General features: G+C 68.5%; 20 protein-coding genes and 2 pseudogenes. 8 read left to right on the forward strand and 14 right to left on the reverse strand.

What is annotated here, in order from left to right:
• On the forward strand, positions 1–382 hold a 382-nt coding region (locus tag SSPN_RS0124995), incomplete at its 5' end, for a transposase (protein WP_148271994.1).
• A gap of 54 nt (positions 383–436) precedes the next feature.
• Here SSPN_RS0124995 and SSPN_RS0125000 read toward each other — a convergent pair.
• The gene (locus tag SSPN_RS0125000; RefSeq protein WP_029535700.1) at positions 437–1468 is read right to left on the reverse strand and encodes a DNA polymerase IV; all 1032 of its coding nucleotides are present in this window, start codon (positions 1466–1468) and stop codon (positions 437–439) included.
• A 131-nt stretch (positions 1469–1599) separates the two neighbouring features.
• Between SSPN_RS0125000 and SSPN_RS0125005 the strand changes: the two genes are divergently transcribed.
• Positions 1600–2079: an NUDIX hydrolase gene (locus SSPN_RS0125005; protein WP_044575565.1), complete on the forward strand. Its 480-nt coding sequence runs from the start codon at positions 1600–1602 to the stop codon at positions 2077–2079.
• Positions 2080–2491: 412 nt separating this feature from the next.
• On the opposite strand, the gene SSPN_RS0125010 is transcribed toward SSPN_RS0125005, so the two are convergent.
• Positions 2492–3496 carry a phosphotransferase enzyme family protein gene (locus SSPN_RS0125010; protein WP_010310381.1) on the reverse strand — a complete coding sequence of 335 codons (1005 nt, stop codon included), beginning with the start codon at positions 3494–3496 and terminating at the stop codon, positions 2492–2494.
• Between the two features lie 90 nt (positions 3497–3586).
• On the opposite strand from SSPN_RS0125010, the gene SSPN_RS0125015 reads away from it, so the two are divergent.
• On the forward strand, positions 3587–4738 hold the full coding sequence (locus SSPN_RS0125015; protein ID WP_010310383.1) for a MalY/PatB family protein: 1152 nt from the start codon (positions 3587–3589) through the stop codon (positions 4736–4738).
• 135 nt (positions 4739–4873) lie between these two features.
• Entirely contained in the window at positions 4874–7861 is a 2988-nt protein-coding gene (locus tag SSPN_RS45675; RefSeq protein WP_010310385.1) for a GH116 family glycosyl hydrolase, read from the forward strand.
• A gap of 105 nt (positions 7862–7966) precedes the next feature.
• Here the strand turns inward: SSPN_RS45675 and SSPN_RS51885 are convergent.
• Positions 7967–8166 (reverse strand): annotated as a pseudogene (locus tag SSPN_RS51885) (multicopper oxidase domain-containing protein); the annotation flags it as partial.
• A 576-nt stretch (positions 8167–8742) separates the two neighbouring features.
• Positions 8743–9081 carry a hypothetical protein gene (locus SSPN_RS45680; protein ID WP_010310388.1) on the reverse strand — a complete coding sequence of 113 codons (339 nt, stop codon included), beginning with the start codon at positions 9079–9081 and terminating at the stop codon, positions 8743–8745.
• 478 nt (positions 9082–9559) lie between these two features.
• Here SSPN_RS45680 and SSPN_RS0125040 point away from each other — a divergent pair, with 478 nt between their 5' ends.
• Both SSPN_RS0125040 and SSPN_RS45685 read left to right on the forward strand, forming a co-directional pair.
• Positions 9560–10084, forward strand: coding sequence for a hypothetical protein (locus tag SSPN_RS0125040; protein ID WP_083822108.1), 525 nt, complete (start codon positions 9560–9562; stop codon positions 10082–10084).
• An 82-nt stretch (positions 10085–10166) separates the two neighbouring features.
• Positions 10167–11365: pseudogene (locus SSPN_RS45685) on the forward strand (tryptophanase).
• Positions 11366–11371: 6 nt separating this feature from the next.
• On the opposite strand, the gene SSPN_RS0125050 reads toward SSPN_RS45685, so the two are convergent.
• The 5 genes from SSPN_RS0125050 to SSPN_RS58635 all read right to left on the reverse strand — a co-directional run bounded on the left by SSPN_RS0125050 (position 11372) and on the right by SSPN_RS58635 (position 15812).
• On the reverse strand, positions 11372–11971 hold the full coding sequence (locus tag SSPN_RS0125050; RefSeq protein ID WP_010310394.1) for a GTP-binding protein: 600 nt from the start codon (positions 11969–11971) through the stop codon (positions 11372–11374).
• Between the two features lie 34 nt (positions 11972–12005).
• Positions 12006–12365: a DUF742 domain-containing protein gene (locus SSPN_RS0125055; RefSeq protein WP_010310396.1), complete on the reverse strand. Its 360-nt coding sequence runs from the start codon at positions 12363–12365 to the stop codon at positions 12006–12008.
• Positions 12366–12367: 2 nt separating this feature from the next.
• Positions 12368–12784, reverse strand: a complete 417-nt coding sequence (locus SSPN_RS0125060) for a roadblock/LC7 domain-containing protein (protein ID WP_010310399.1) — start codon at positions 12782–12784, stop codon at positions 12368–12370.
• A 35-nt stretch (positions 12785–12819) separates the two neighbouring features.
• Positions 12820–15276, reverse strand: coding sequence for a sensor histidine kinase (locus tag SSPN_RS45690; protein WP_010310401.1), 2457 nt, complete (start codon positions 15274–15276; stop codon positions 12820–12822).
• A 377-nt stretch (positions 15277–15653) separates the two neighbouring features.
• A complete protein-coding gene (locus tag SSPN_RS58635) occupies positions 15654–15812 on the reverse strand; it encodes a hypothetical protein (RefSeq protein WP_010310402.1) in 159 nt (52 codons plus the stop codon).
• Between the two features lie 35 nt (positions 15813–15847).
• Here SSPN_RS58635 and SSPN_RS0125075 point away from each other — a divergent pair, with 35 nt between their 5' ends.
• Positions 15848–16132, forward strand: a complete 285-nt coding sequence (locus tag SSPN_RS0125075; protein ID WP_010310403.1) for an SDR family NAD(P)-dependent oxidoreductase — start codon at positions 15848–15850, stop codon at positions 16130–16132.
• 91 nt (positions 16133–16223) lie between these two features.
• Here the strand turns inward: SSPN_RS0125075 and SSPN_RS0125080 are convergent, their stop codons facing one another.
• The 5 genes from SSPN_RS0125080 to SSPN_RS0125100 all read right to left on the reverse strand — a co-directional run bounded on the left by SSPN_RS0125080 (position 16224) and on the right by SSPN_RS0125100 (position 20720).
• Positions 16224–17294: a sensor histidine kinase gene (locus tag SSPN_RS0125080; protein ID WP_158309642.1), complete on the reverse strand. Its 1071-nt coding sequence runs from the start codon at positions 17292–17294 to the stop codon at positions 16224–16226.
• Positions 17295–17362: 68 nt separating this feature from the next.
• Complete coding sequence (locus SSPN_RS0125085) at positions 17363–18019, reverse strand: response regulator transcription factor (protein WP_010310406.1); 657 nt, start codon at positions 18017–18019, stop codon at positions 17363–17365.
• A 603-nt stretch (positions 18020–18622) separates the two neighbouring features.
• A complete protein-coding gene (locus SSPN_RS0125090; RefSeq protein ID WP_010310408.1) occupies positions 18623–19420 on the reverse strand; it encodes a sugar phosphate isomerase/epimerase family protein in 798 nt (265 codons plus the stop codon).
• Positions 19420–19587, reverse strand: a complete 168-nt coding sequence (locus SSPN_RS57020) for a hypothetical protein (protein ID WP_170121615.1) — start codon at positions 19585–19587, stop codon at positions 19420–19422. The genes SSPN_RS0125090 and SSPN_RS57020 overlap by 1 nt, the downstream gene beginning before the upstream one ends.
• A 2-nt stretch (positions 19588–19589) precedes the next feature.
• Positions 19590–20720, reverse strand: a complete 1131-nt coding sequence (locus SSPN_RS0125100; RefSeq protein ID WP_010310414.1) for a Gfo/Idh/MocA family protein — start codon at positions 20718–20720, stop codon at positions 19590–19592.
• Positions 20721–20917: 197 nt separating this feature from the next.
• On the opposite strand from SSPN_RS0125100, the gene SSPN_RS0125105 reads away from it, so the two are divergent.
• The coding region (locus SSPN_RS0125105) for an IS982 family transposase (RefSeq protein ID WP_010310416.1) at positions 20918–21654 on the forward strand (737 nt) is incomplete at its 3' end.

Raw genomic sequence — 21654 nt, forward strand, 5'->3', positions numbered from 1 at the left:
ACTGCTGGAGCTGTTCGGCGTCGGCCCCGAAACCGCCGGCCAGCTGCTGACCTCCGCCGGGGACAACCCCGAACGCATGCGCTCCGAAGCAGCGTTCGCGCACCTGACCGCGGCCGCACCGATCCCCGCGTCCTCCGGCCGCACCCACCGCCACCGCCTCAACCGCGGCGGCGACCGCGCCGCCAACAACGCCCTGCACACCATCGTCCTGGTCCGCATGCGCCACGACGAACGCACCCGCGCCTACGTCCAACGCCGCACCAAGGAAGGACTCTCGAAGAAAGAGATCATGCGCTGCCTCAAACGATTCGTCGCCCGCGAGGTCTACCACGCCCTGACCACCACACAAGTCACCCAAAACGACCTTGCACCCGCCGCTTGACATCTATAGGAGCATCCGTTCGTGCCGCCTAGCGAGGCGAACAGGCCGTTCGCTTCAGCTTGCCGCGCGCGCGATCTCGGCGCGGACGCCGAGCAGGCGGACCGGGCGGTCCAGCGGGAACCAGCCGAGTGCGGTCTGGGCGGCGCGCTCGATGGCGTCGGCTTCGCGGGTGGGAGCCGGGAGCGACACTCCGTGGGTGTGGGTGGCGAAGCGGGAATCGCGCACCTTCACCACGACCCGGCGGGCCAGGGCGTCCTCAACGGCCAGGTCATCGGCGACGACCCGCGACAGGCGGGTGATCTCCGAGCGCATCTCGGCTTCGTCTCGGAGGTCCTTCTGGAAGGTGACCTCACGGCCGTGCGAGCGCGCCTGGTAGGGCTCGTCGGTGACCGGCGTCGAGTCGTAGCCGTGCGCGAGCGCGACCAGCCAGGGCCCGATGTTGGGGCCGAATTCGCCCGCGAGGTCGGCCATCGCGGTCCGCGCCAGGTCACCGACGGTGGCGATGCCGCGCGCCGCGAGTTTCTTCGCCGTCTTCGCCCCGACACCCCACAACGCGTCCGTCGGCCGCGACGCCATCACCTCGACCCAGTTGGACATGTCCAGCCGGAACACCCCGGCGGGTTTGGCCATCCCGGAGGCCAGTTTCGCGCGGAGCTTGTTGTCGCCGATGCCCACCGAGCACGCCAGGGCGGTGCGTTCCCGCACGTGCCGCTGCACCGATCGCGCGGTGAACTCGGCGCCCTCGGTGTCGACCAGCATGAACGCCTCGTCCCACCCCGCGACCTCCAGGATGCCGCCGACCTCCCGCAACGCCGCCATCACGTCGGCGGACGCGGCGAGGTAGGTCTCGCGGTCGGCGGGCAGGAACACCGCCTCCGGGCAACGGGCTGCCGCAGTGCGCAGCGGTGTCCCGGAGCGGACCCCGAACTCCCGGGCCTCGTAGGACGCCCCGGCCACCACGCCGCGCTCCTTCGGGTTGCCGGACCCGCCGACGAGCACCGGCCGTCCCCGCAGCTCGGGATGTCGCAGCAGCTCGACCGCGACAATGAACTGATCGAGATCCACGTGCAGCACGACCCGTTCCACGCTGCCAGCATCGACCGGTTTCACGAATTCCGCCAGAGCGGCTCGCCGACGGACCGGAACCACGCGTCCGGCGCGACCATCCACTTCGGACACCGTGCTGCGGTACCGCCCGGGTGCGCGACACTGGTGGGGTGAGCAAACGAAGCGCCGGCATCCTGCTGTTCAAGATCGAGGACGGATCACCGCAGGTCCTCGTCGTACACCCGGGCGGTCCGTTCTGGAAGAAGAAGGACGCCGGGGCGTGGTCCATCCCCAAGGGCGAGCACGAGCCGGACGAGGACGCGCTGGCCGCGGCCACCCGCGAGTTCGCCGAGGAGACCGGCATGCCGTTGACCGACCGCGAGCACTCGGGGCTCGGCGAGGTGAAACAGCGCAACGGCAAACTGGTGACGGCTTGGGCCGTCGAGGGCGACTTCGACGAGAACGCCCTGCGCAGCAACGAGTTCGAGATGGAATGGCCGCCGAAGTCGGGCCGCCGCCAGAGCTTCCCGGAGGTCGACCGCGCCCTGTGGTGCGACCCGGAAACCGCCCGCGAGAAGCTCAACCCTGCCCAAGCCGAGTTCGTCGACCGACTGCTCGACCTGCTGCGCACCTCCGGCCGGCTGCCGTGAGAACTGCGTCGACGACGGGTTTCGGCGTCGGGCAGGCTGTGCGGTATCCGCATGGGGACGGGGTCGAGAGGCGCTGCGACGAGACCTTCCCGCCACGCTCGGCCGACGGCGCGAAACGAAGCAAGGGCGCCGCCTGACCGACGAGGTACATACCACGTCCACCGCGCCAGGCGAGATCGCCGCTCTCGCCAGCCATCCGGTGAAGGGATGCGCAGGAGTCGAAACGAGCGCTTGCCCGCTGACTCCGGCCTGGCTCGGACCCGACCGCGCTGAACCGGTTCCGCCCGACATCGTGATCAGCGGCTGGACGAGCCGCACGCCGAGGACCGGGCCGCCCGCACGATCTCGATCGGCGAGGCGGTTTCGCGCTCGGGAAGATCAGCTGGCGCGGGATCGCCGTTGAAGTCGCCGTTCAGCCGGCCTGCGCCGAGGCGAGTGCGAGACCGGCGAGCCCGGTGGACGACACGACGCCTCGGAAGAGGGACAGCGCTTCTGCTCGCTCGGCCGTCGGCTCGCGGAGTTCCAGCACCTGGGCGGCCGGGACAGCGAGGTCCTCCAGGGCTCGAACGCACCGGTAATAGGTCAGGCGGTGCGGGTCGATGTCCACCGGCCCGTAACCAGCGAAGAACCACTGCTGTTCCTGCCGGCTGACCGGCGCGAACGGGAGCAGGACCCCGCCGATCACGAACAGGAGATCCCGTTCGCGCGGCGCGAGAACCGCATCGTCCCAGTCGATCAGGAACACGTCCGCCCCCCGCAGCAGCAGGTTCCCCAGGTGCGGATCGCCGTGGCAGACGACGTTGGGCGCGTACTGCGCGCGGAGTTTCCGCCCCAGGGCGTCGGCCTGCGCGAGCAGCGCCGCGATGCGATCCGCCGCAGCGCGCCACTCCGAGGTCAGGGTGCGCACCAGGTCATCGGCCGGAAGATCGTCGGAAGTGCACTCGCCGTGGAGGACGCGAACGGCCGATGCCCAACGCTCATGCGTGTGTTCCTCGCGAGGCAGCGACTTCGGCGCATCCGCCGCGAGCGCGGCGTGCACCTGCGCGAGCATCGCCCCATATGCCTCCCAGTGTTCTGCCGTCATCCCGCCGTTCAACGCGCCCTCGTCGGATGCCCACGGCGCCAGGGACAACCGACGCCCCGCGCGCTCGCTCCACAACCCGCTGCCACGCGTCCGCACCGGTCCGACGACCCCCGGCACCCCGCGCTCGGCGAGCCACGCCGACACCGCCAGCCCGGCCGTCGTGCCGCCACCACTCCACTTGACCGCGTACCGCTCCCCCACGGCAGAAGTCCCGCGCCAGACTTCCGCGGCCACGTCGGCGCCGTTCCCTACCGGATCGACAGCCACGAGATCGACGTCGAAGTCCTCCCGAACCCACGCGCGCAAGTGCCCAGCAGCGACGATGTCGGACATGCCCCGGACCTAACCACGAGTACCCGGGATCCCGCCAACGAATTTCGCCGATCGTGGCTGGGCGAGCCGGGTGGCTGCACAATCGTGGAAATGACCGTTGCGGAGTTGCACGCCGAGTTCGACGCCCTGAACCCCGACGAGCTGCGGCGCCGCCGTTCGCAGAAGTGGGCCTTGGTCGCCCCCGACGTCCTGCCCGCCTGGGTCGCCGAGATGGACTACCCGCTGTGCGCGGTTGCCCGGAACGTGCTGCTGGAACTGGTCGAGCGATCCGATTTCGGCTACCCGCTGGCCGACGAGTACCTGGCGGCGTTCGCCGATTGGGCTGCGCGGGAACAGGATTGGCGGGTCGATCCCGCACTGCTCACTCCCGTAGCCGACGTGATGTCCGGGCTCGACGCGGCGCTGCGCCGCCTGACCGTACCCGGCGACGGCGTCGTGCTGCTGACCCCGACCTATCCCCCGTTCCTGGCCCTGCTCACCCACCTCGACCGGCCGGTCCGGGAATGCGCGCTGCTGCCCACCGGAGAGGGCTGGCGGATCGACTTCGACGCGGTCGCCGCCGGGGCGCGGGCGGTGCTGCTCTGCCACCCGCACAATCCGACCGGCCGGGTGTGGTCGCGTGAGGAGCTGCAGACGATCGCCGAGCTCGCCGACCGGCACGGCGCTTTCGTGATCAGCGACGAGGTCCACGCCCCGCTGCGCGCGAGCGACCAGGAGTTCATCCCCTACGCAGCGGTCAGCGAGCTTGCCGCGTCGCACGCCGTGGCGGTGACCAGCGCGTCCAAGGCGTGGAACGTGCCTGGCCTCAAATCTGCCGTGCTGGCCTGCCAGGAATCGACGAGGCACGTCCTCGACACCATTCCGCCGTACGAGGCGATGCGCGCCTCGGTGCCCGGTCTCGCCGTCGCGACCGCGCTGTGGCGCGACGACGGCGGCTGGCTCACAGCCGTGCGCAGCTACCTGGACCGCACGCGCCGCCGGCTGCAGGTGTGGGCGGATGAGCGCTCGCAGGTCCGGTTGCACTGCGGCCAGGCCGGTTTCCTGGCTTGGCTGGACGTTCGCGAGCTGGGCCCGGACCCGGCGGACGTGCTGCTGCACGAGGCTCGCGTCCGGGTCAACGCCGGGACGCGATGCGCCCCGCCCGGTTCGACGGCCGGACGGGGCTTCATCCGCTTCAACCACGCGACCTCGCTGCCGTTGCTGGACGAGCTGCTCGCACGGTTGGGCTCAGTCGTCGATTGACTCCTCGCGGGTCTCCTCGTCCGACCGGATGATCAACGCGGGATTGGCCCCTCCGCGACGCCGCGGATTCCTAGGCTTGGCTGGTTTCTCCCCGAAGTCCGCCGATCACGCGCGGTAGCCCATGAGGAGTGTGCGGTGTCCGCCGAAACCGAACGCGAAGACCTGACCGGCCGAGGCGAACCGAGCCGGCTGCGCGGCGAGGAGCTGAAGTACGTCGGGCTGCCGATCGGCGGCATCGGCTGCGGGCAGCTCCACCTGGGCGGCGACGGGCGGCTCTGGCTCTGGGACGTCGACAACCGGACCGCCCCGGCCAACATCAACGATCTGCACTTCACCCGGCCGATGCTGCCGAGCTCCCCAGTCGAGCAAGGCTTCGCGGTGCGCGTCACCGACGGCGACGACGTGCGCACCCGCTGGCTCGACGCGCGGGGCTTCCCGGACGCGACCTTCGCGGGACGGCCACCGGCGGCGACGGTCGACTACGCCGATCCGCAGGAACCGGTGCAGGTCAGGCTCGATGCGTGCTCGCCGTTCATCCCGACCGAGATCGACGACAGCTCGTACCCGGCGGTATTCCTCGACTACACCGCGACGAACACCGGACCGGCCACAGTGGACGTGGCGATCGCCGGTTTCCTGGCGAACCCCGTGTGCCTGACCAGCCGGCACACCCGCCCGCTCCGGCTGCGCTCCCAGGAGTTCGCGCTCGACGGCGCGGCCGGCGTGCAGTTCACCGCCGCCGAAGGGGCCGCCGACAACCCGGCTCGCCCGGACCTCGTACTGGAGGACTGGGAGAAGCCCGACTACGCGGGCTGGTCCGCCACCGGGGACGCGTTCGGCATCGGCCCGGTCCGCACCCTCGACCGGCCCCGCTACCAGGGCGAGGCGGGGGCGTTCGGGATGCGGATGGTCGATTCGCACGCGAGCGCGCCCGGCGACGACGCGGGCGCCAGGGACCGCGCGACCGGGACACTGCGCAGCGAGCCGTTCCGGATCGACCGCAACTACCTGAGGTTCCGTATCAGCGGCGGGAACTACCCGGGCACGTGCTGCCTCAACGTTGTCGTGGACGGGGATGTCGTCGGCACCGCCACCGGTTCGTTCAGCGACCACCTGGCCGACCGCGTGCTCTACCTGGGGCCGTGGCAGGGCAAGGACGCGGTCGTCGAGATCATCGACGCCGAGACCGGGCCCTGGGGGCACGTCGGGGTCGACCAGCTCCGGCTCACCGATCACGCCCCAGCGCGGCCCGCCCTACCGGAGCTGCCGGATCATGGCACCGCCGCCCTCGCCGTGCTCGGCACCGACCGGGCGCAAGTGTTCCCGGCTGCGGCGTCCTGGGATTCGCCGCAAGATCTCTTCGAGCCGAACTCCGGCTCATCCACAGTGGACGGTCTGGCCGAACGCAGCGCCGCAGTGGTTCGGGCAGGCATGACGCTAGCTCCTGGTGAGCAGCGGATGATCCGGTTCGTCCTGGCCTGGTTCTTCCCCGTGCCGGACCGGGAGGGACTGTCCTTCCTCGAACACAGCCGAGAGCTGCTGCGGCACTACGCGGCCCGGTTCGGCAGCGCGCAGGACGTCGTCGCGCACCTGGCTCGCGAGCAAGAGCGCCTGATCGACGGAACGCGGGCGTGGCAGCGCACCTGGTACGAGGATTCGACGCTGCCGCACTGGCTGCTGGAGCGGGTCGCCACCAACACCACGATCCTGTCGACGTCGACCTGCTACCGGTTCGCCGACGGCCGGTTCTACGGCTGGGAGGGCGCCTACTGCTGCGCCGGGACCTGCACGCACGTCTGGCACTACGCGCACGCGCTCGCCCGCCTGTTCCCCACCGTGGAGCGGGACACCCGCGAACGCGTGGACCTCGGGATCGGGTTCCACGCCGCGACCGGGCAGCTGAGCATGCGCGGCGAAGCCGACCGGAGCCCGGCGGTCGACGGGCAGGCCGGGACGATCCTGCGGATCTACCGCGAGCACCAGATGTCGCCGGATTCCCAGTGGCTGCAACGGGTCTGGCCGCGAACCCGGCAGGCGGTCGAGTACCTGATCGCCTCCGACGCGGAGCCGGACGGAATCCTCGACGGCGCGCAGCCGAACACCCAGGACGCAACCTGGTTCGGCCGCAACAGCTGGCTCTCCGGGCTGTACCTGGCGGCGCTGCGAGCCGGGGCGGCGATGGCCGGCGAGGTCGGCGACGACGCGTTCGCCCGGCGCTGCACCGAGCTGGCGACGAGCGGCACCGAAGTGATCGTGCGAGACCTGTTCAACGGCGAGTACTTCGTGCACGAACTCGATCCCGCGCACCCGGGCTCGGTCAACACCAACCGCGGCTGCTTCGCCGACCAGCTGCTCGGCCCGAGCTGGGCCACCCAGCTCGGGCTGCCCCGAGTGCTGCCGCCCGAGCCGACCCGGTCGGCGCTGCGCAGCATCTGGCGGCACAACTTCGTGCCGCGACCGATGGAGTACCGGCAGAACAGCCCGATCGAAGGCGGGCGGATCTTCTACGACGCGGACGTCCCCGCGCTGGTGATGTGCACCTGGCCGAACGGCGGCGGCGACGAGGCCGGCGACAACTGGTCGGTGAGCTACTTCAACGAGGCCTGGCACGGCATCGAGTACCAGGTGGCGGCGCACCTGATCGCCGAAGGCATGGTCGACGAGGGCCTAGCGGTCGCCCGCTCCGTGCACGACCGCTACGGCCCGCTGCGCCGGAACCCGTACAACGAGATCGAATGCAGCGACCACTACGCGCGCTCGATGTCCAGCTTCGGCACCTACCTGAGCGCCCTAGGGTTCGAACACCACGGCCCCGGCGGCCATTTGGGCTTCGCTCCCAAGATCGGCCCCGAGAACTTCGCGGCGGCGTTCACGACGGCCGAGGGCTGGGGCACCTACCGCCAGACCCGCGCGGAGTCGGAAAGCAGCAGCACGATCGACCTCCACCACGGCCGCCTGAAGCTGCGAACCCTCCGCCTCGACGCCACCAGCCGCGTCCCTCGGGCAACCCTCGACGGCACCCCCATCGAGATGCACCCGACCACCGACGAGTCGGGCCCCGTCCTCCGCTTCCCCGATACCTGCACGATCAACGCGGGCCAACGCCTCCACATCAAGCTCTGATGAATCAGCGTTTCATCTGGTCAGGGGCCGTGTCCCGCGTTCGTGCAGGATGCGCGCCGCGCAATCACATCGGTGCACCTCGCCGACGTGATGTTCGTCGTGCCGCCAGCCGTGCGGCAGCACGAGATTTGTGGGATAGCCGTCGTGTTCTGGTGACGTGCGCCCGCCGTGGAGGTGCACGACGTCGGTACCGGCAGCTCGTTGCGGTGCCGCACGATCGTCTTCCGGCCGCGCCTGGAGATGATGGTCGGACCGGGGAAGAGCCCTTCGCAGCCCCAGATCTGCGTGCGCACGCCGGGCAGGATCACGTGGTGGTTCGGTTTCGGGTTGAGCCGTAGCCGGGCCGGTCAGCGACATGATCACGCCCACGGGGGCCCGTGCGTGGTTTTCGGGGCTATCGCGCTTGAAACCGCACACGGTGTTCTTGCTGGCGGTCTGGTGGGGTGGGTTGTCGTCTTCGGCGTGTGGGTGGTTTCGGTGCTGGATCGTGGTTTTCGGGTTTCCTGCGGGGTGTTTCACCTGATCAAGCGACCATAAAAAACGTGCGAACACGTGTCCCTCTCCTCGGCTTTCCGTGGGTGTAAGTCGGCGAGGAGCAGACGGATTATCATTGCTTGGTAACGGAATGTGCGGGTGCGACCTGCGGGAATTAGGGCGCACGTGAGCGGCTAGGTTCGGAGGTTGCCTATACCATCCGTACCCGGAGCACCTGCAGGCCAGGAAGCTCGCGGCGAACTCGCTGCGCGCTTATCGCCGCGACCTGGAGTCGCCGCACCCTGTACCTCGTCGGCGGTGCGACTGTCAGCGGCGGGCACCAGGATGCCCGGAGGGGCGCTGTTGCGGGCGCGCTCCCTGTCCGGTGGGGTTGCGACGCGGCTGGTTCACGGCACGGGTCGCCCCGTTTCGGGCGCCACCGTCGCGGGGGGCCGCCGCGCGTGCCGAGGCAGTCGGGCGCGCCGGACGGCGGGTGGGTTCGCGACGCGGCGGCTCACGGCGGAGGGGCGCAGACGGCGCTGCGACGACTTGCGGCGGTTGTTCACCCACATGTCGAAACCCACGATCGCCAGCGCGAGGATCAGCAGCAGCAACCCCAGCAGCGGCACGCCCATCAGCACGGTCGCCAAAGCCAGGAGCAGCATCGGGGCCACCGGGATCCAGCAGAAAGGATCGATCCTGCTCACGTCCCGGGAGAAACCGCTGCGGTCCCCATCACGTGCCATCGATACTCTCGCTTCCACTCTGCGCCCCGGCCGACGAAGTCTACCGGAGACGTTCCAGCACCGGCCGTGACGCCGACCTGGCGCTTTCGTTGGCCCAGGACCCGAACGACGCGCGGCGTCAGTTCCACCGCCACCGTCCGCTTCCCGGACGCCGACCGGCGGGATTCCGATTCGAGTGGACATGCGCAGCACTTGAGTCAAGATGAAGCTCGAATGGATGCGAGTGACAAATGCCACAGGACTATTGATCCCCGTATCATTTCGAATTCAAATGGCGAAGATCTTTTCATCACGAATAGATCTCGACGAGGCGCCCAGGAGTTCTCATCGCACCTCGTAATCGCACTACCCTCGCCATGCGAATAGAACGATGCTTAAGATCACTCCGGCGGACCTGGCGGGTCCGAATTGTGCGTATTAAGGTGACCCGCGCTCGGCTACGAGCACCAATTGGGGGATCACATGGATCGGGGTTTCCTTGCGGGTTGTCGATACCACGCTGGGCGAGTTAGCAAAAAGACAGTTGGCGAATCTCTGCGACGTCATAGACATCGATAAATCCACGCCGGTCCAACTGCTCGACGAGATCCTCGGACCGGTTGAATCACGGCCGCTGTCCGAACCGCCGCGGTGGCCCTCCGACATCGCCGACGACGCAACCCCGCTGGAATTCTCAGTCCAGTTCGAAGACAACGGAGCACGGCACCTGCGGATCCACGCCGAGGCGCTGGCGACCCCGCCCCAGCCGGGCGGCCAACCACAAGGCCGCCCAGAACCTCGTCGCGACACTGGCACCCCGTCACGACCTGGCGCTAGACCGGCTGCGCGCCGCTCCGCCGACCCCGCGATGCTCGACGACATCATCGGCGCGGTCACCGACCGCCCGCTGGACGCCCGCGCCGGACTGCTCGCCCACGTGTCACTGCGGCTGAGTCCGAACAGAACGGGAACCTCGGTCTACGTCTCGTCCGAGGCGTACGGCGGAACTCCCAACCAAGACTGAGCACACCGAGAACCACCGGGTGCGGCCACCGGCCGCTGCCCGGCGAAACCCCGTCACCGCACCACCGTTGGGCGAGCTCCACATGCCGCATCTCCGGCCGTTCGTCGCCGCAGTCGTGCGCCCCATTCCCATCACCACGCGTGAAGAACGCATCGCCGAACTCGACCGCGCCGGCCACAACCCGTTCAGCATCCGGGCCGACAAGGTCAGCATCGACCTGCTGTCCGACTCCGGCACCGGCGCGGTCTCCGTCGACCAGCAGGCCTGGTCGCAGCGGGCGGACGAGCGGTACGCCGGGGCGGAGTCGTACTACCGGTTCCAGGACGCGGTCCGCGACCTGGTCCCCTACCAGCACGTCCTGCCGGTGCACCAGGGCCGCGCCGCCGAGCGGGTGCTGTTCGGCGCGTTGCTCGAGCCGGGCCAGATCAGCCTCAGCAACATGCACTTCGACACCACCCGGGCCGACGTGGAACTGCTCGGCGCGGAGGCCCGGGACCTGCCCAGCGCGGAGGCCTTCGATCTGAGCAGTGACGAGCCGTTCAAGGGCAACATCGACGTCGACGCCGTCAAAGGCGTCCTCGACGGCCCGGATGGCCACCGGGTCGGGCAGATCCTGGTCACCATCACCAACAACGGCGTCGGCGGCCACCCGGTGTCCATGTCCAACCTGGCGGAGATCAGCGCGGTGGCCCGCGAGCACGGCGTGCCGCTGATCCTGGACGCCGCCCGGTTCGCCGAAAACGCCTGGCTGGTCACCCGACGCGAACCGGGCTACCCGGACTGGAGCCCGAGGGACGTGGCACGTCGGGCCTTCGAACTCGCCGACGGAGCGGTCGCGAGCCTGAAGAAGGACGGGCTATCGCACGATGCCGCGTTCCTCGCCGAACGCCTCCACGCCGCCGGGGTGCAGACGGTGCGGCCGACCGCGCTGAACGCCGTGTACGTCAACGCCGGGACGCTGCTGCCGCACCTGAAACCGCAGGAACTGCCCGACCAGGCGCTAAGTTGCGCCCTGTACCGGGAAGGCGGGATCCGCTGCTCCGGCGGTTCCCTGTTCATGGGCGTCTTCGACGAGAACAACGAACTCGTCGTCGCGCCGCCGTTCGAGCTGGTTCGGCTGGCGTTGCCCCGCCGCGTCTACGACCGGAGCCACTGGAGTACGTCACCGAGATCCTGGCCGGCATTGCCAAAAACCCCGAACAGGTCCCCGGCTACCGCCTGACCCACGCCCCCGCCGTCCTCCGCCACTTCCGCTGCCGAACCGAACCCATCGTGGGCTGATCACCATCAAGCAACGTCCGATGTGGACGGTAGCATCTCGATGGCGTGCCTGACCAAGGTCGTCAGGGTGTTCTTGGTGAGTTCCCGGTCCCGCGCGTCGCAGAGCACGATCGGCACATCCGACGGGATCGTCAGCGCCTCGCGGAGTTCTTCCGGCTCGTAGTGGTGCGCATCGTCGAAGACGTTCACGGCCACCACGAACGGGATGTCACGCCGCTCGAAGAAGTCGATCGAAGCGAACCCGTCCTCCAACTTCCGGGTGTCGACCAGCACCACGGCACCGGCCGCACCCTGCGCGAGGTCGTTCCACAGCGGCCAGAACCGGTTCTGGCCCGGCGCGCCGAACAGGTACAGCACGATCCTCTCGGAGATGGTGATGCGCCCGAAATCCAGCGCGACCGTCGTGGTCGCCTTGCGCTCGACGCCGGTGAGGTCGTCCACGCCCTCGCTGACGACGGTCATCTCCTCCTCGGTGGTCAGCGGCGGAATCTCGCTGACCGCACGGACGAGCGTCGTCTTCCCCACGCCGAAACCGCCCGCGATCACCAGTTTCACGGGGATCGGCGCCGCATTGGACTCGTGGGCCGGATCGATCCGCCCCGGCACGGGTATGTGCTGCGAGGAACGGCCTTCGGCCGGGCTAAAGTCGGCAAAGCCCACGGTACACCTGCTCCAGGATTTCTCGGCTGACTTCGGTACGCGGCGAGCGCACCAGGATGGCGCCGTGGTCGAGCAGGTCGCTGCACAGGACTCGGACCACGCCCAACGGCTGTTGCATCAGGACTGCCAGCTCCGCCAGCGACACCGGACGCACGCAGGCGTCCAGGATCCAGCGGTACTCCGGGGTCAGTTCCAGCCGCGGTGTCTCCAGCTGGGGCTCGACGGTCATGATCTGGCTGGCCGTGTCGATCCGGGCGTGCCTGCCGGTAGTGCGACCACGCGTGATCGTGTACGGGCGAACTATCGGGCCCGCTTCATCGTCGTACCACGCCTCGTCCACGCTCAGGTCCTTTCCGCCGCCACGCCACGCACGTCCCTCGGAGCGGCCGACAGGAAGCTGCCGACCCGGGTGATCAGTCGGCCCATCTCGTAGGCGACCAGCTCGATGTCCGTCTCCGACGCGCTGAGCACTGCCAAGCAGGCCCCGCTGCCGGCGGCGGAGACGAACAGGAATCCGCGCTCCATCTCGACGTGCGTCTGCGCCACTTGTCCTCGGTCGAAGTCCTTGCTGACGCCCTTGCCGATGCTGCGCATGCTCGACGAAGCAGCCGCCAACTTGTCGGCGGAGTCGCGGTCCATGCCGGCGGACTTGGCGATCACCAGGCCGTCGTTGGACAGCACGACGGCGTGGTCGGCACCGTGCACGCCCTGCACGAAGTCGTCCAGCAGCCAACTCAGTTTCGATGCTGTATCGGTCATGCCCACCTCACCACTTGCTCTGTTGTCTGGTCTGTTTACGAGCGGTCGTCGGGCGCGTCGTCGAAGCCGCCGCGGAACGCCCGCCGGAACCCCGCCAACCGGGTCGGGGATGCGATGACAGCCTGCTCCTCCTGGTCCGGGTCGTCGCGCAGGCCATCCGCGAGGTGCGTCTGCGGGACGCGCTTGGGCAACGCCGGACGTCCACCCGCGGCCCGCCGCCGCTGCGCCGGGGACTCCGGCAGCGGTGCCGGGTTCGGGTCGGGTTGCGGCGCAGGCTCGAACCGGGGCGGGTCGGCCTGCGGGGCAGTTTCCGACTTCGGCCACTCGTAAGTCGTTTCGACCGGCTCCGGTGCCGGCGGGGTGGGCTGGTCGGTCATGACCCCATTCCAGCCCAATTCCCGCGGCTGCGGCACCTCCGCTGGTGCTTCGAGTTGGTGTTTGGCACCACTTTCCGCTCCGCGCCCGGTCGGCAAGCCGGGCAGCCCGCCGCTGCCGTTGCTGGTGCTCAGCGCGGTGTCCGCGTCCAGGATGCGGTCCGGCAGCAGCACGGTGGCGCGGGTTCCGCCGTAAGCGGAAACGCCGAACTTCACGGTGATGTCGCGGCGGTGCGCCAGCCGCGCGGCGGTGAACAGGCCCAGCTGTTCCGCCTTGTTGTTCTCCAGCACCAGCCGGTCGAACTCCGGCGGCTCGGACATCATCGAGTTCGCGTGGTCGCGAGTCGCCGCGTCCATGCCCAGACCCTGGTCGGCAATGTCGATGGCGATGCCGCGCGCCACCGCCGTGGCGTCCACGTGCACCTGGGTCGTCGGCGGGGAGAACGCGGTCGCGTTGTCGATCAGTTCGGAGATCAGGTGGATCGCGTCGCCGACGGCGGCACCGCTGACCATCACCTCCGGGACGTGCCCGATGACCACGCGCGAGTACTGGTCGATCTCCGAGACCGACGAGCGCAGCACGTCCATCAGCGCGACCGGGCGGCTCCACCGCCGGCCCGGCTGCTGGTCACCGAGCACCAGCAGGTTCTCCACCGTGCGCCGGGCGCGGGTGGTCGAGTTGTCCAGGTCGAACAGCTTGGCCAGCTGCGCGGAGTTCTCCTCGTTGCGCTCCAACTGGTCGATGGTGCCGTGCATGTGCCGCAGCAGCCGCTGGATCCGGTGCGCCATGCCGACGAACACCACGCGCGCACCCTGCCGGGCCCGGGTCTCGCCGACGGCCGCCTCCACCGCTTCCTGCTGGAACAGCCGGATCGCTTGCGCCACCTGGCCGACCTCGTCGTGGCCGTAGTGTTCCAGCGCCACCATCTCGGTCTGCACGTCGACGGGCTCGCCGTTGCGCAGCCTACGCACGACGTCCGGCAGCTTCTGGGCCATTTCCAGCGATTCGGTGCGCAGGCCCTGGAGCCGGGTCAGCAGCGCCTCGTCGACGACCGTGCGGTAGACGCGGCGGGAGAAGATGAACGACACGATCGCGACCGCCAAGGCGCCCAGCCCGCCCCACAGGACCGTCCACAGCGGACTGTTTCCGTTGTCCACGCCTGCGGCGGAGACGTCGTCCGCCTGGGTGTACACCAGTCCGGACATGTCGGTGCCGACCTCGTTGGTGATCCGGCGCCAGTCTTCGAGCTTCACCGGCGCCTGGCTCTTGCTGAAGCCGGGGGTGGCGATGATGCGGTTCTCGGCAGCGATCAACTCCTGCCAGGCGGAGCTGGCCAGCAGCTGCTCGTACCGCACGCGGACGTTCGGCAGCAGGGTCGAGGCGCTCTGTTCCATCGTGGTGTGGAGCGCGTCGATGTAGCGGACGATCTGCCGGTGCTGCTCGGGGGTCATCTGGCCGTTGCTCAGCGCGGTACCGACCAGCGACGCCTCGCGGGAGAACATGTCCGTGGCCCGGAAGAGGTCTGCCGCGGTGAGCGCGCCTTGCAGCGTCTCCGGGTCGGGGACGATCCGCGCCTGTATGTCGGCCAGGTACGTGGCGGTGTCGAACAGGCCGTTGTAGAAGTCGTCGATCTCTTCGACCGTGGCCTGTTTGGCGGCGACCTTCGAGCGGATGTCGCTCATCCGACCGAAGTAGCCGGTCAGGTCGGCCATCGGTCGCCGGATCTCGTCCGGCGCCGACTCGAGCAGCCCGCCGGCTACAGCGTTCATCTCACCGATCGCGCGGTCGGTCCGGGCCTGCTGGTCGACCAGTTCGGTCATGCCCAGCCCCGGCTGGCTCACGACCTCCAGGCTGCGCAGGCGTTCCTTCTTCACCTCCTCCAGCGCGGCCATCGCGGGCAGCGACAGCTGCCGGACGCCGGAGGCGACCTGCTGGGTGTAGACGGCCGGGAAGGCGAACAGGGCGCACCCTACGACCCAGAGGATGCCGACGACGATCCACGGAATGACGACTACCCAGGTCAGCCGCGACCGGATGGAGTTGTTCGACCGCTCGGACCGGCGTCGGCTCGGCTTTCCAGGGGGTGCCGAAGGCTCGTTCTGGGTTGTCACTTCCACGCACTTTCCATGGTTCTGGCCCGCTAAGGGACAGGCCGCTCGGCACGCCGCGGACGCGCTGCCCCGCCCGCAGGCACACGCGCGTGTCCCCCTGACGCAAACGCACTGTATCGGATAAAGATCGCTTGATAGTGATCGGACTCGGACGTTCACGACAAGGGACGCGGAACCTCCAAGAGACGTCCGAGGCCCCCCGAAACCCGCTGATCAGGCGACGTCGTGGCAGACCGGGGGAATCCCGTTCGGTTCTGGGCAATCCCAGCCGGGGGTTGTCGGCGGTGGCGTTACCCGCGCTCAGGATCGCCTCGGACAGCGACCAGCCGCCGAACGCCGGAGCATGGAGTCCTGTGTGGACTTCGAGAGCGAGTACATCGTCATCAGGGTGGCGTTCGCGCCGGGCGCGCGGGCTGCGCCGCAATGCGTGTCCCGCGGACGGTGTTGCACAGCGGCAGCATGTAGAACGGGTGGAAGCTGGTGATCGCGTCCATGTCGTCGTAGTAGCCGCGCAGCCCGTGCACGACCTTGGAGCCCTGCACCTTCTCGGGGGCTCGACGGTGTACCGGATCGTGCGGTGCGCGTCGACCTAGCGGGGTCGTGGCGCTGGGGCGCGGAGATCGACCTCAACCTGAGCGGCGTGTTCTACGGTAGGAAATACCAGGTTCCGGCGATCCTCGCGTCGGGTGGCGGGGCGATCGTCAACAACGCATCGAACCTCGGCGTGGCCGGCATGGGCAGCGTTTCGGCTTACGTCGCAGCGAAGCACGGCGTTGTTGGCCTGACCAAGGCGGTCGATCGACGGCGACTGCACCACGCAGTGCGGCAACCCTCGCGGCCCAAAGGCCACAGTTTCAATTGAAACTGTGGGGGGTCGGCGGTGACCGCCCGCGCACGCCAGCGACAGCTCTCGTCAGCGGCCGCACCGGTTAAGCCTGCTCGCCGGACATGTGTCATGCAGCTGGCAAGCAAACCCGGACGACGAGCCCGCCTTCGTCACGTGGCCGAGCAGTGACGGAACCGCCATGTGCTTCGGAGATCGCTCGCACCACCGAGAGTCCGAGGCCGCTGCCCGGGGGTGGGTTCGCCCTGTTGAAGCACAACCGCCTGAACGGCTCGAACAATTGGTCGATTCTGGTGGTGTCGATGTGGGTACCGCCGTTCGCGATCTCTAGGACGGACTCGGTCGGCGTGCCGACGGTGCGAACGAACAACCAACCGCAGGGTTCATTGTGGACGAAAGCGTTTTCGATGAGGTTGCGGATCAGTTGCTCGAGCAGGGCGGCGTCACCACGGACCTTGGTCACGTCGAGTTCCGATTTGGGCTCGATCTGTTCGTCGGAACGGGCGATTCGCTCGTGCAGGATGTCGCGAGTGAGGTCAGCCAGGTTGACGGTGTCTTTCCGCTCGACGGTCTCAGCGTTTTGGGCCAACGCGAACAGGCCAGTGAGTACTCGCTGTTGATGGTCCAGGCTGGCGAGGAATTTGCGGCCCAGCTCTATGGTCCCCGTTTCGGCGTCAGGTCGCGCCATCGCCACCTCGGCGACCGCTCGCTGCACCGCTACCGGGGTCTTCAGCTCGTGAGCGGCATTCGCGAGGAATCTGCGCTGGCTGGCGAACGAACACTCCAGCCGCGCCAGCATGTGGTCGAACGCATCGGCGAGTTCCTTGATCTCGTCGTTGGGCCCGGACAGGCAAATGCGCGTGCTCAACTCCTGGGCAGCCGCCCGTTGAGCAGCACTCGTGATGGACCGGACCGGGCGCAGCGCACGCCGGGCCGTCAACCACCCGAGGACAGACGCCACCACCATGACGATCGCCAGGGCGATGACACCGTTTCCAACCACGGACGAATAGGTCACGGTGCCGGTAACATCGACGAGTTCCGGATCTCCTTGATCAGTTCCCGACGTCACCGGAAGCTCGGGGTCGACGTCCAATGGCGCCGAGCCAGAAACCGGGGAGGCGCTGGTGGTACCCACTGGGGTCACCGGCTGCGTCATCAGCAGGATCAGCCCGAGCATTATCCCGCCCGTGACCGCTGTCAGCAGCACGTACGCGATTGTCAGCCTGACCCGCAGCGGCCAGCGTTTCACGGGATCCGGTACCCAACACCGGAAACGGTCTCGACAGGTGAGGGATCGCCCAGTTTGCGCCGCAGCGTTGCCATAGTTACGCGCACGACGTTGGTAAAGGGATCGATGTTCTCGTCCCATGCCGTTTCCAACAGTTCCTCAGCCGAAATGACCGCACCATCCGCACGAAGCAATTCTTCGAGGACGATGAATTCCTTTTTAGTCAAGGAAACCGGGTGATCGTGACGCGTGACCCGGTGCCGTGCCGGGTCCAAGGCGATGCCTGCGCGTTGAAGTATCGGCGGTACAGCCGGCCTGCTCCGTCGTCCCAGCGAGCGCACTCTGGCGACGAGTTCGGTGAAGGCGAACGGTTTGGGTAGATAGTCATCCGCACCGAGTTCGAGTCCAGCGACTCGGTCGGCGACCGCGGACGCAGCGGTGAGCAGCAAGATCCGTGTCTCGCGATGCTCCGCGACGAGCGAGCGGCATACTTCGTCGCCGTGCACCAAGGGGAGTCCCCGGTCGAGTACAACGACGTCGTAGCTGGTGCTGACGCATCGCTCGAGCGCGGCGGCACCGTCATAAACGACGTCCACGGCAAGTCCGTTATCCCGCAAACCCTCACCGACCGCGTCCGCCATCATTCGCTCGTCCTCGACCACCAGTACGCGCATAGCACTCCTATACCATAGTGCGTGCCGCCCTTGACGAGCGAAAAGTGCATACGGGCAACACGGCCTGCACCTTCTGCCCTAAAGAAATGATAAGGCGTTGCCTGACGCTCCACCAACACCAGATCAGGCACTCTGGTGCTCGTTCCGATGAACATTCAGAATAAACACCACAACACATTCGGAGATTTTCAAATGAAGGCAATTCGAATCGCACAGTCACTCACGTTGGCCGGCCTGGCTGTTGTCGGTCTCGCCACCACGTCCGCAGCCGCTCTCGCCGGAGGCACTGATGTGAGCCCCGTGTACCCGACTGTGCCCGTCACCTGCACGCCGGACAGCGTGCCGGCACCGACGCTGCCCAGCCACCGCAACGGCGCCAGCGACGGGCCAGGCGTTCCGGTCAATCCCATCGACTGCGAGCCCGCTGGCGAGCCAGGCGTTCCCCCTTCGGACGCGCTGAAGGCATGACACGCTGATAGGTGAGTTGTTGCCGGGCGGGACGACCGCCCGGCAACAACTCATCCGGCTCATTGGAGCCAACAGAAGATGTCCGCGTTGCCGCTGGTGCCCAGGACCTCCGCGACGAGGACGCGTCGCTGCGGGCTATGCCCAGCGGGAATGGCCCTCGGTCACCAAGATGTTGGCGTTGGTGGCGAGGAGATCGAACGGGTCGAGTTCGGTGCTGTCGATTTCGACCACGTGCCAACGGATTCCCGACGATGCACCGCGCAGCGCTTCGGCGATGTCGACCTTGCCGGTCCCGATCGGGGTTTGCGGAGCGGGGTGTTCGGCCGGGCCGTCCTTGAGGTGGACGGCGACCGCCCGGGAGCCCAGCGCCGCCAGGACCGCCGCCGGGTCGGCGCCTGCCGCGACCACCCAGTAGACGTCGACCTCCGCGAGGAGATTGTTCCCGGCGCGGCCCCAGAAGCGGTCCCAGCCGGTGGTGCCGTCGGGCAGCTCGGCCCATTCGAACCAGTGGTTGTGGTAGCCCAGGCGCAGGTCGGCCGCGACCGTTTCGGCAGCCGCGCCGAAGGCTTCCGCGAAGGCGTCGACCTGGTCCGGGTCGGCGAAGGTGTCCGCCCCGAAGCCCGCGACCAGGTGCGGGTGCGGGACGAACGCCGTGTCGGCGCCGAGGATCGCGCACTCCGCCACCAGTTCCGCGACATCGCCGGGCAGCCCGGCGTGCACCGCCGACACCGCCAGACCCGCCGCGTCCAGGTCGGAGCGCAGGGAGCGGGCTGCGGCCAGCCGGTCGGCGAGCGGCTTGTCCGGGGTGCCGAGGCCGAACGGTTCGACGTGGCGGAAGCCGATCTCCGCCAGCCGCGCCAGGGTTCCCGGCTGATCGGCGGCTAGCTGCTCGCGGACGCTGTAGAGCTGGACGGAAAGCAAGGACTCCCCCATCAGCCGACGATCAGCGGGCGCAGGGTTCGGTGCGCGATGTCTCCGGTGAGTACGCCAGGTTGCCGGGGTACCCGTCCGGGTGCCAGCCCTCCATCACGCAGTTCTCGACTGGCGATCCGGTCCAGCGTCCACTGCGGAAGACACCCGGTGAGCATTCCGAGCTGCATGGTCACACCTTCGTCCAGGAACCGTTGTGGGCGGAGCGGAGGACGGCGTCGACCAGCCGGGCCGACCGCAGACCGTCCTCGAACGTGGGCAGCCCCTCCGGGCTGCCGCCGTCGATCGCGGCGTAGGTGTCCGCGACGAACGCTTCGAAGCACTGCGCGTACCCCTGCGCGTGCCCGGCGGGGAGTTTCGACAACCGGCGCTGCTCGGGCGAGCCGTGTTCGGGGTCGCGGACCAGGATGCGGTTACCGTCGGACCCGCCAAGCCAGATTCGCTCGGGATCCTCCTGGTCGAACACCGCGCTGCCCAGCGCGCCGTCCAGTTCGAACCACAGCCGGTTCTTCCGGCCCGCGGCGACCTGCGAGATCGTGGCCGAGCCCAGCACCCCGGCGGCGGTCCGCAGCAGCAGCGCCGCCGAATCCTCGGTGCGCACCTCGACCCGATCGCCCGCGACCTCGGTTGGCCCGGCGAAGGTCGGCCCGGCCGCCGCCGGGCGGGTCGGGACCACGATGGACAGTTCCGCGAGCACGTCGGTGAACGTCTCGCCGGAGACCCACTGGACCAGGTCGCACCAGTGCGATCCGATGTCGGCGAACGCCCGCGACGGCCCGCCCAGCTCCGGGTCGACTCGCCAGCTCGACGCGTCCGGCGAGAGCATCCAGTCCTGCAAGTAGGTGCCGTGCAACAGGTTCCAGGTGCCGAACTCACCGGCCTGCCGCCGGGCCCGGATCTCCCGCACCACAGGGTGGTAGCGGTAGACAAACGGAACCGTCGCCATCAGGCCGCTTTCCGCCGCCGCGGCGGACATCCGCTCGGCTTCCGCCAGCGAAATCCCGAGCGGCTTCTCGCAGATCACATGCTTCCCGGCGCGCAGTGCGGCCTCGGCGAACGGCGCGTGCGTGGCGTTCGGCGTGCAGACGTGGACGACGTCGACGCGTTCGTCGGCCAGCACCTCGGCGAGGTCCTGGTACGCGGCCACGCCCCAGCCGTCCGCCACCTGCTTCGAACGCTGCGGGGACGACGCCAGGACGCCGACCACCTCGGCGCCCGCGAGGATCGCGGCGCGCCGGTGCACGTCGCCGATCATCCCGGCGCCCACGATCGCCGCGCCTCGCCCGGAAGGTGCAGGGCTCACGAGGAGCCTCCTTCGGTTGGAACTGTTGACGACTGTGGGTGTCTCACGCCCGAATTTCGTCGCGGTTAAAACTAGGTCGACGGTTTTGAGTCGGCAAGATCTGTGCAGGAATCTGGCCCCAGCGGGGTCAAGTCCTCGCCTAGACGAGTAATTCCAAATTCCTGCGAGCATGAGGCGAGGGTGTCCATGATCCGTTTGTGACGACAGACCTGGACACCCTCGTGATCGCACTCTACGTCAAAATCGACGATGACCTGGCCGGTTCGGCTCGGCTGCCTGGTCGGCCACCCAAGCTCAGCCACTCCGAGTTACTGTGCCTGGCCGTCATGCAGGCGATGCTGGGCTTTCACAATGAGGCCCGATGGCTGCGCTACACCCGCACACACCTGCGGCATCTGTTCCCCTACCTGCCCGGACAGTCCGGGTACAACAAGCGCCTGCGTGCCGCACTGCCGCGGATCAAACGGATCATCCGGGTACTGGCCCGCGACACCGACTTCTGGCATGACACCGTGTGGATCACCGACTCCACCCCGGTGCCCTGCGGCATGTCCCGCCCCACCGTCAAGCGTTCGGACCTGGCCGGCTTCGCCGGCTACGGCTACTGCGCGTCACACTCGCGGTTCTTCTGGGGTCTGCGCCTGTACCTGGTGTGCACCCCGGCCGGGATGCCGATGCTGTGGGCGTTGGCAGATCCCAAGCTCGGCGAGCGCGAGGTGCTGGCCGCGATGCTGGAGGTCGACGCCGAGATGATCAAGGACCGGGCCGGGCTGCTGCTGATCAGTGACAAGGGGTTCGCCTCGAAGACCTTCGAACGATCACTGTCCGAACAGGGCATCACGCTGCTGCGCCCGTCGCGCAAGAAGGAGGTCCTGCGAGCAGGCGAGCCGATGCTCAAGAAAGTCCGCCAACTCATCGAGTCGGTCAACGACAC

Source organism: Saccharopolyspora spinosa NRRL 18395 (genome assembly GCF_000194155.1).
Classification (GTDB): Bacteria; Actinomycetota; Actinomycetes; order Mycobacteriales; family Pseudonocardiaceae; genus Saccharopolyspora; species Saccharopolyspora spinosa.

Bases quoted from the DNA above. Each gene is read 5' to 3' on its own strand.
- SSPN_RS0125010 (WP_010310381.1), bottom strand. From the start codon at position 3,496: ATGTCCGACATCGTCGCTGCTGGGCACTTGCGCGCGTGGGTTCGGGAG.
- SSPN_RS0125015 (WP_010310383.1), top strand. From the start codon at position 3,587: ATGACCGTTGCGGAGTTGCACGCCGAGTTCGACGCCCTGAACCCCGAC.
- SSPN_RS45680 (WP_010310388.1), bottom strand. From the start codon at position 9,081: ATGGCACGTGATGGGGACCGCAGCGGTTTCTCCCGGGACGTGAGCAGG.
- SSPN_RS0125060 (WP_010310399.1), bottom strand. From the start codon at position 12,784: ATGACCGATACAGCATCGAAACTGAGTTGGCTGCTGGACGACTTCGTG.
- SSPN_RS0125080 (WP_158309642.1), bottom strand. From the start codon at position 17,294: ATGCTCGGGCTGATCCTGCTGATGACGCAGCCGGTGACCCCAGTGGGT.
- SSPN_RS0125085 (WP_010310406.1), bottom strand. From the start codon at position 18,019: ATGCGCGTACTGGTGGTCGAGGACGAGCGAATGATGGCGGACGCGGTC.
- SSPN_RS0125090 (WP_010310408.1), bottom strand. From the start codon at position 19,420: ATGGGGGAGTCCTTGCTTTCCGTCCAGCTCTACAGCGTCCGCGAGCAG.
- SSPN_RS57020 (WP_170121615.1), bottom strand. From the start codon at position 19,587: ATGCAGCTCGGAATGCTCACCGGGTGTCTTCCGCAGTGGACGCTGGAC.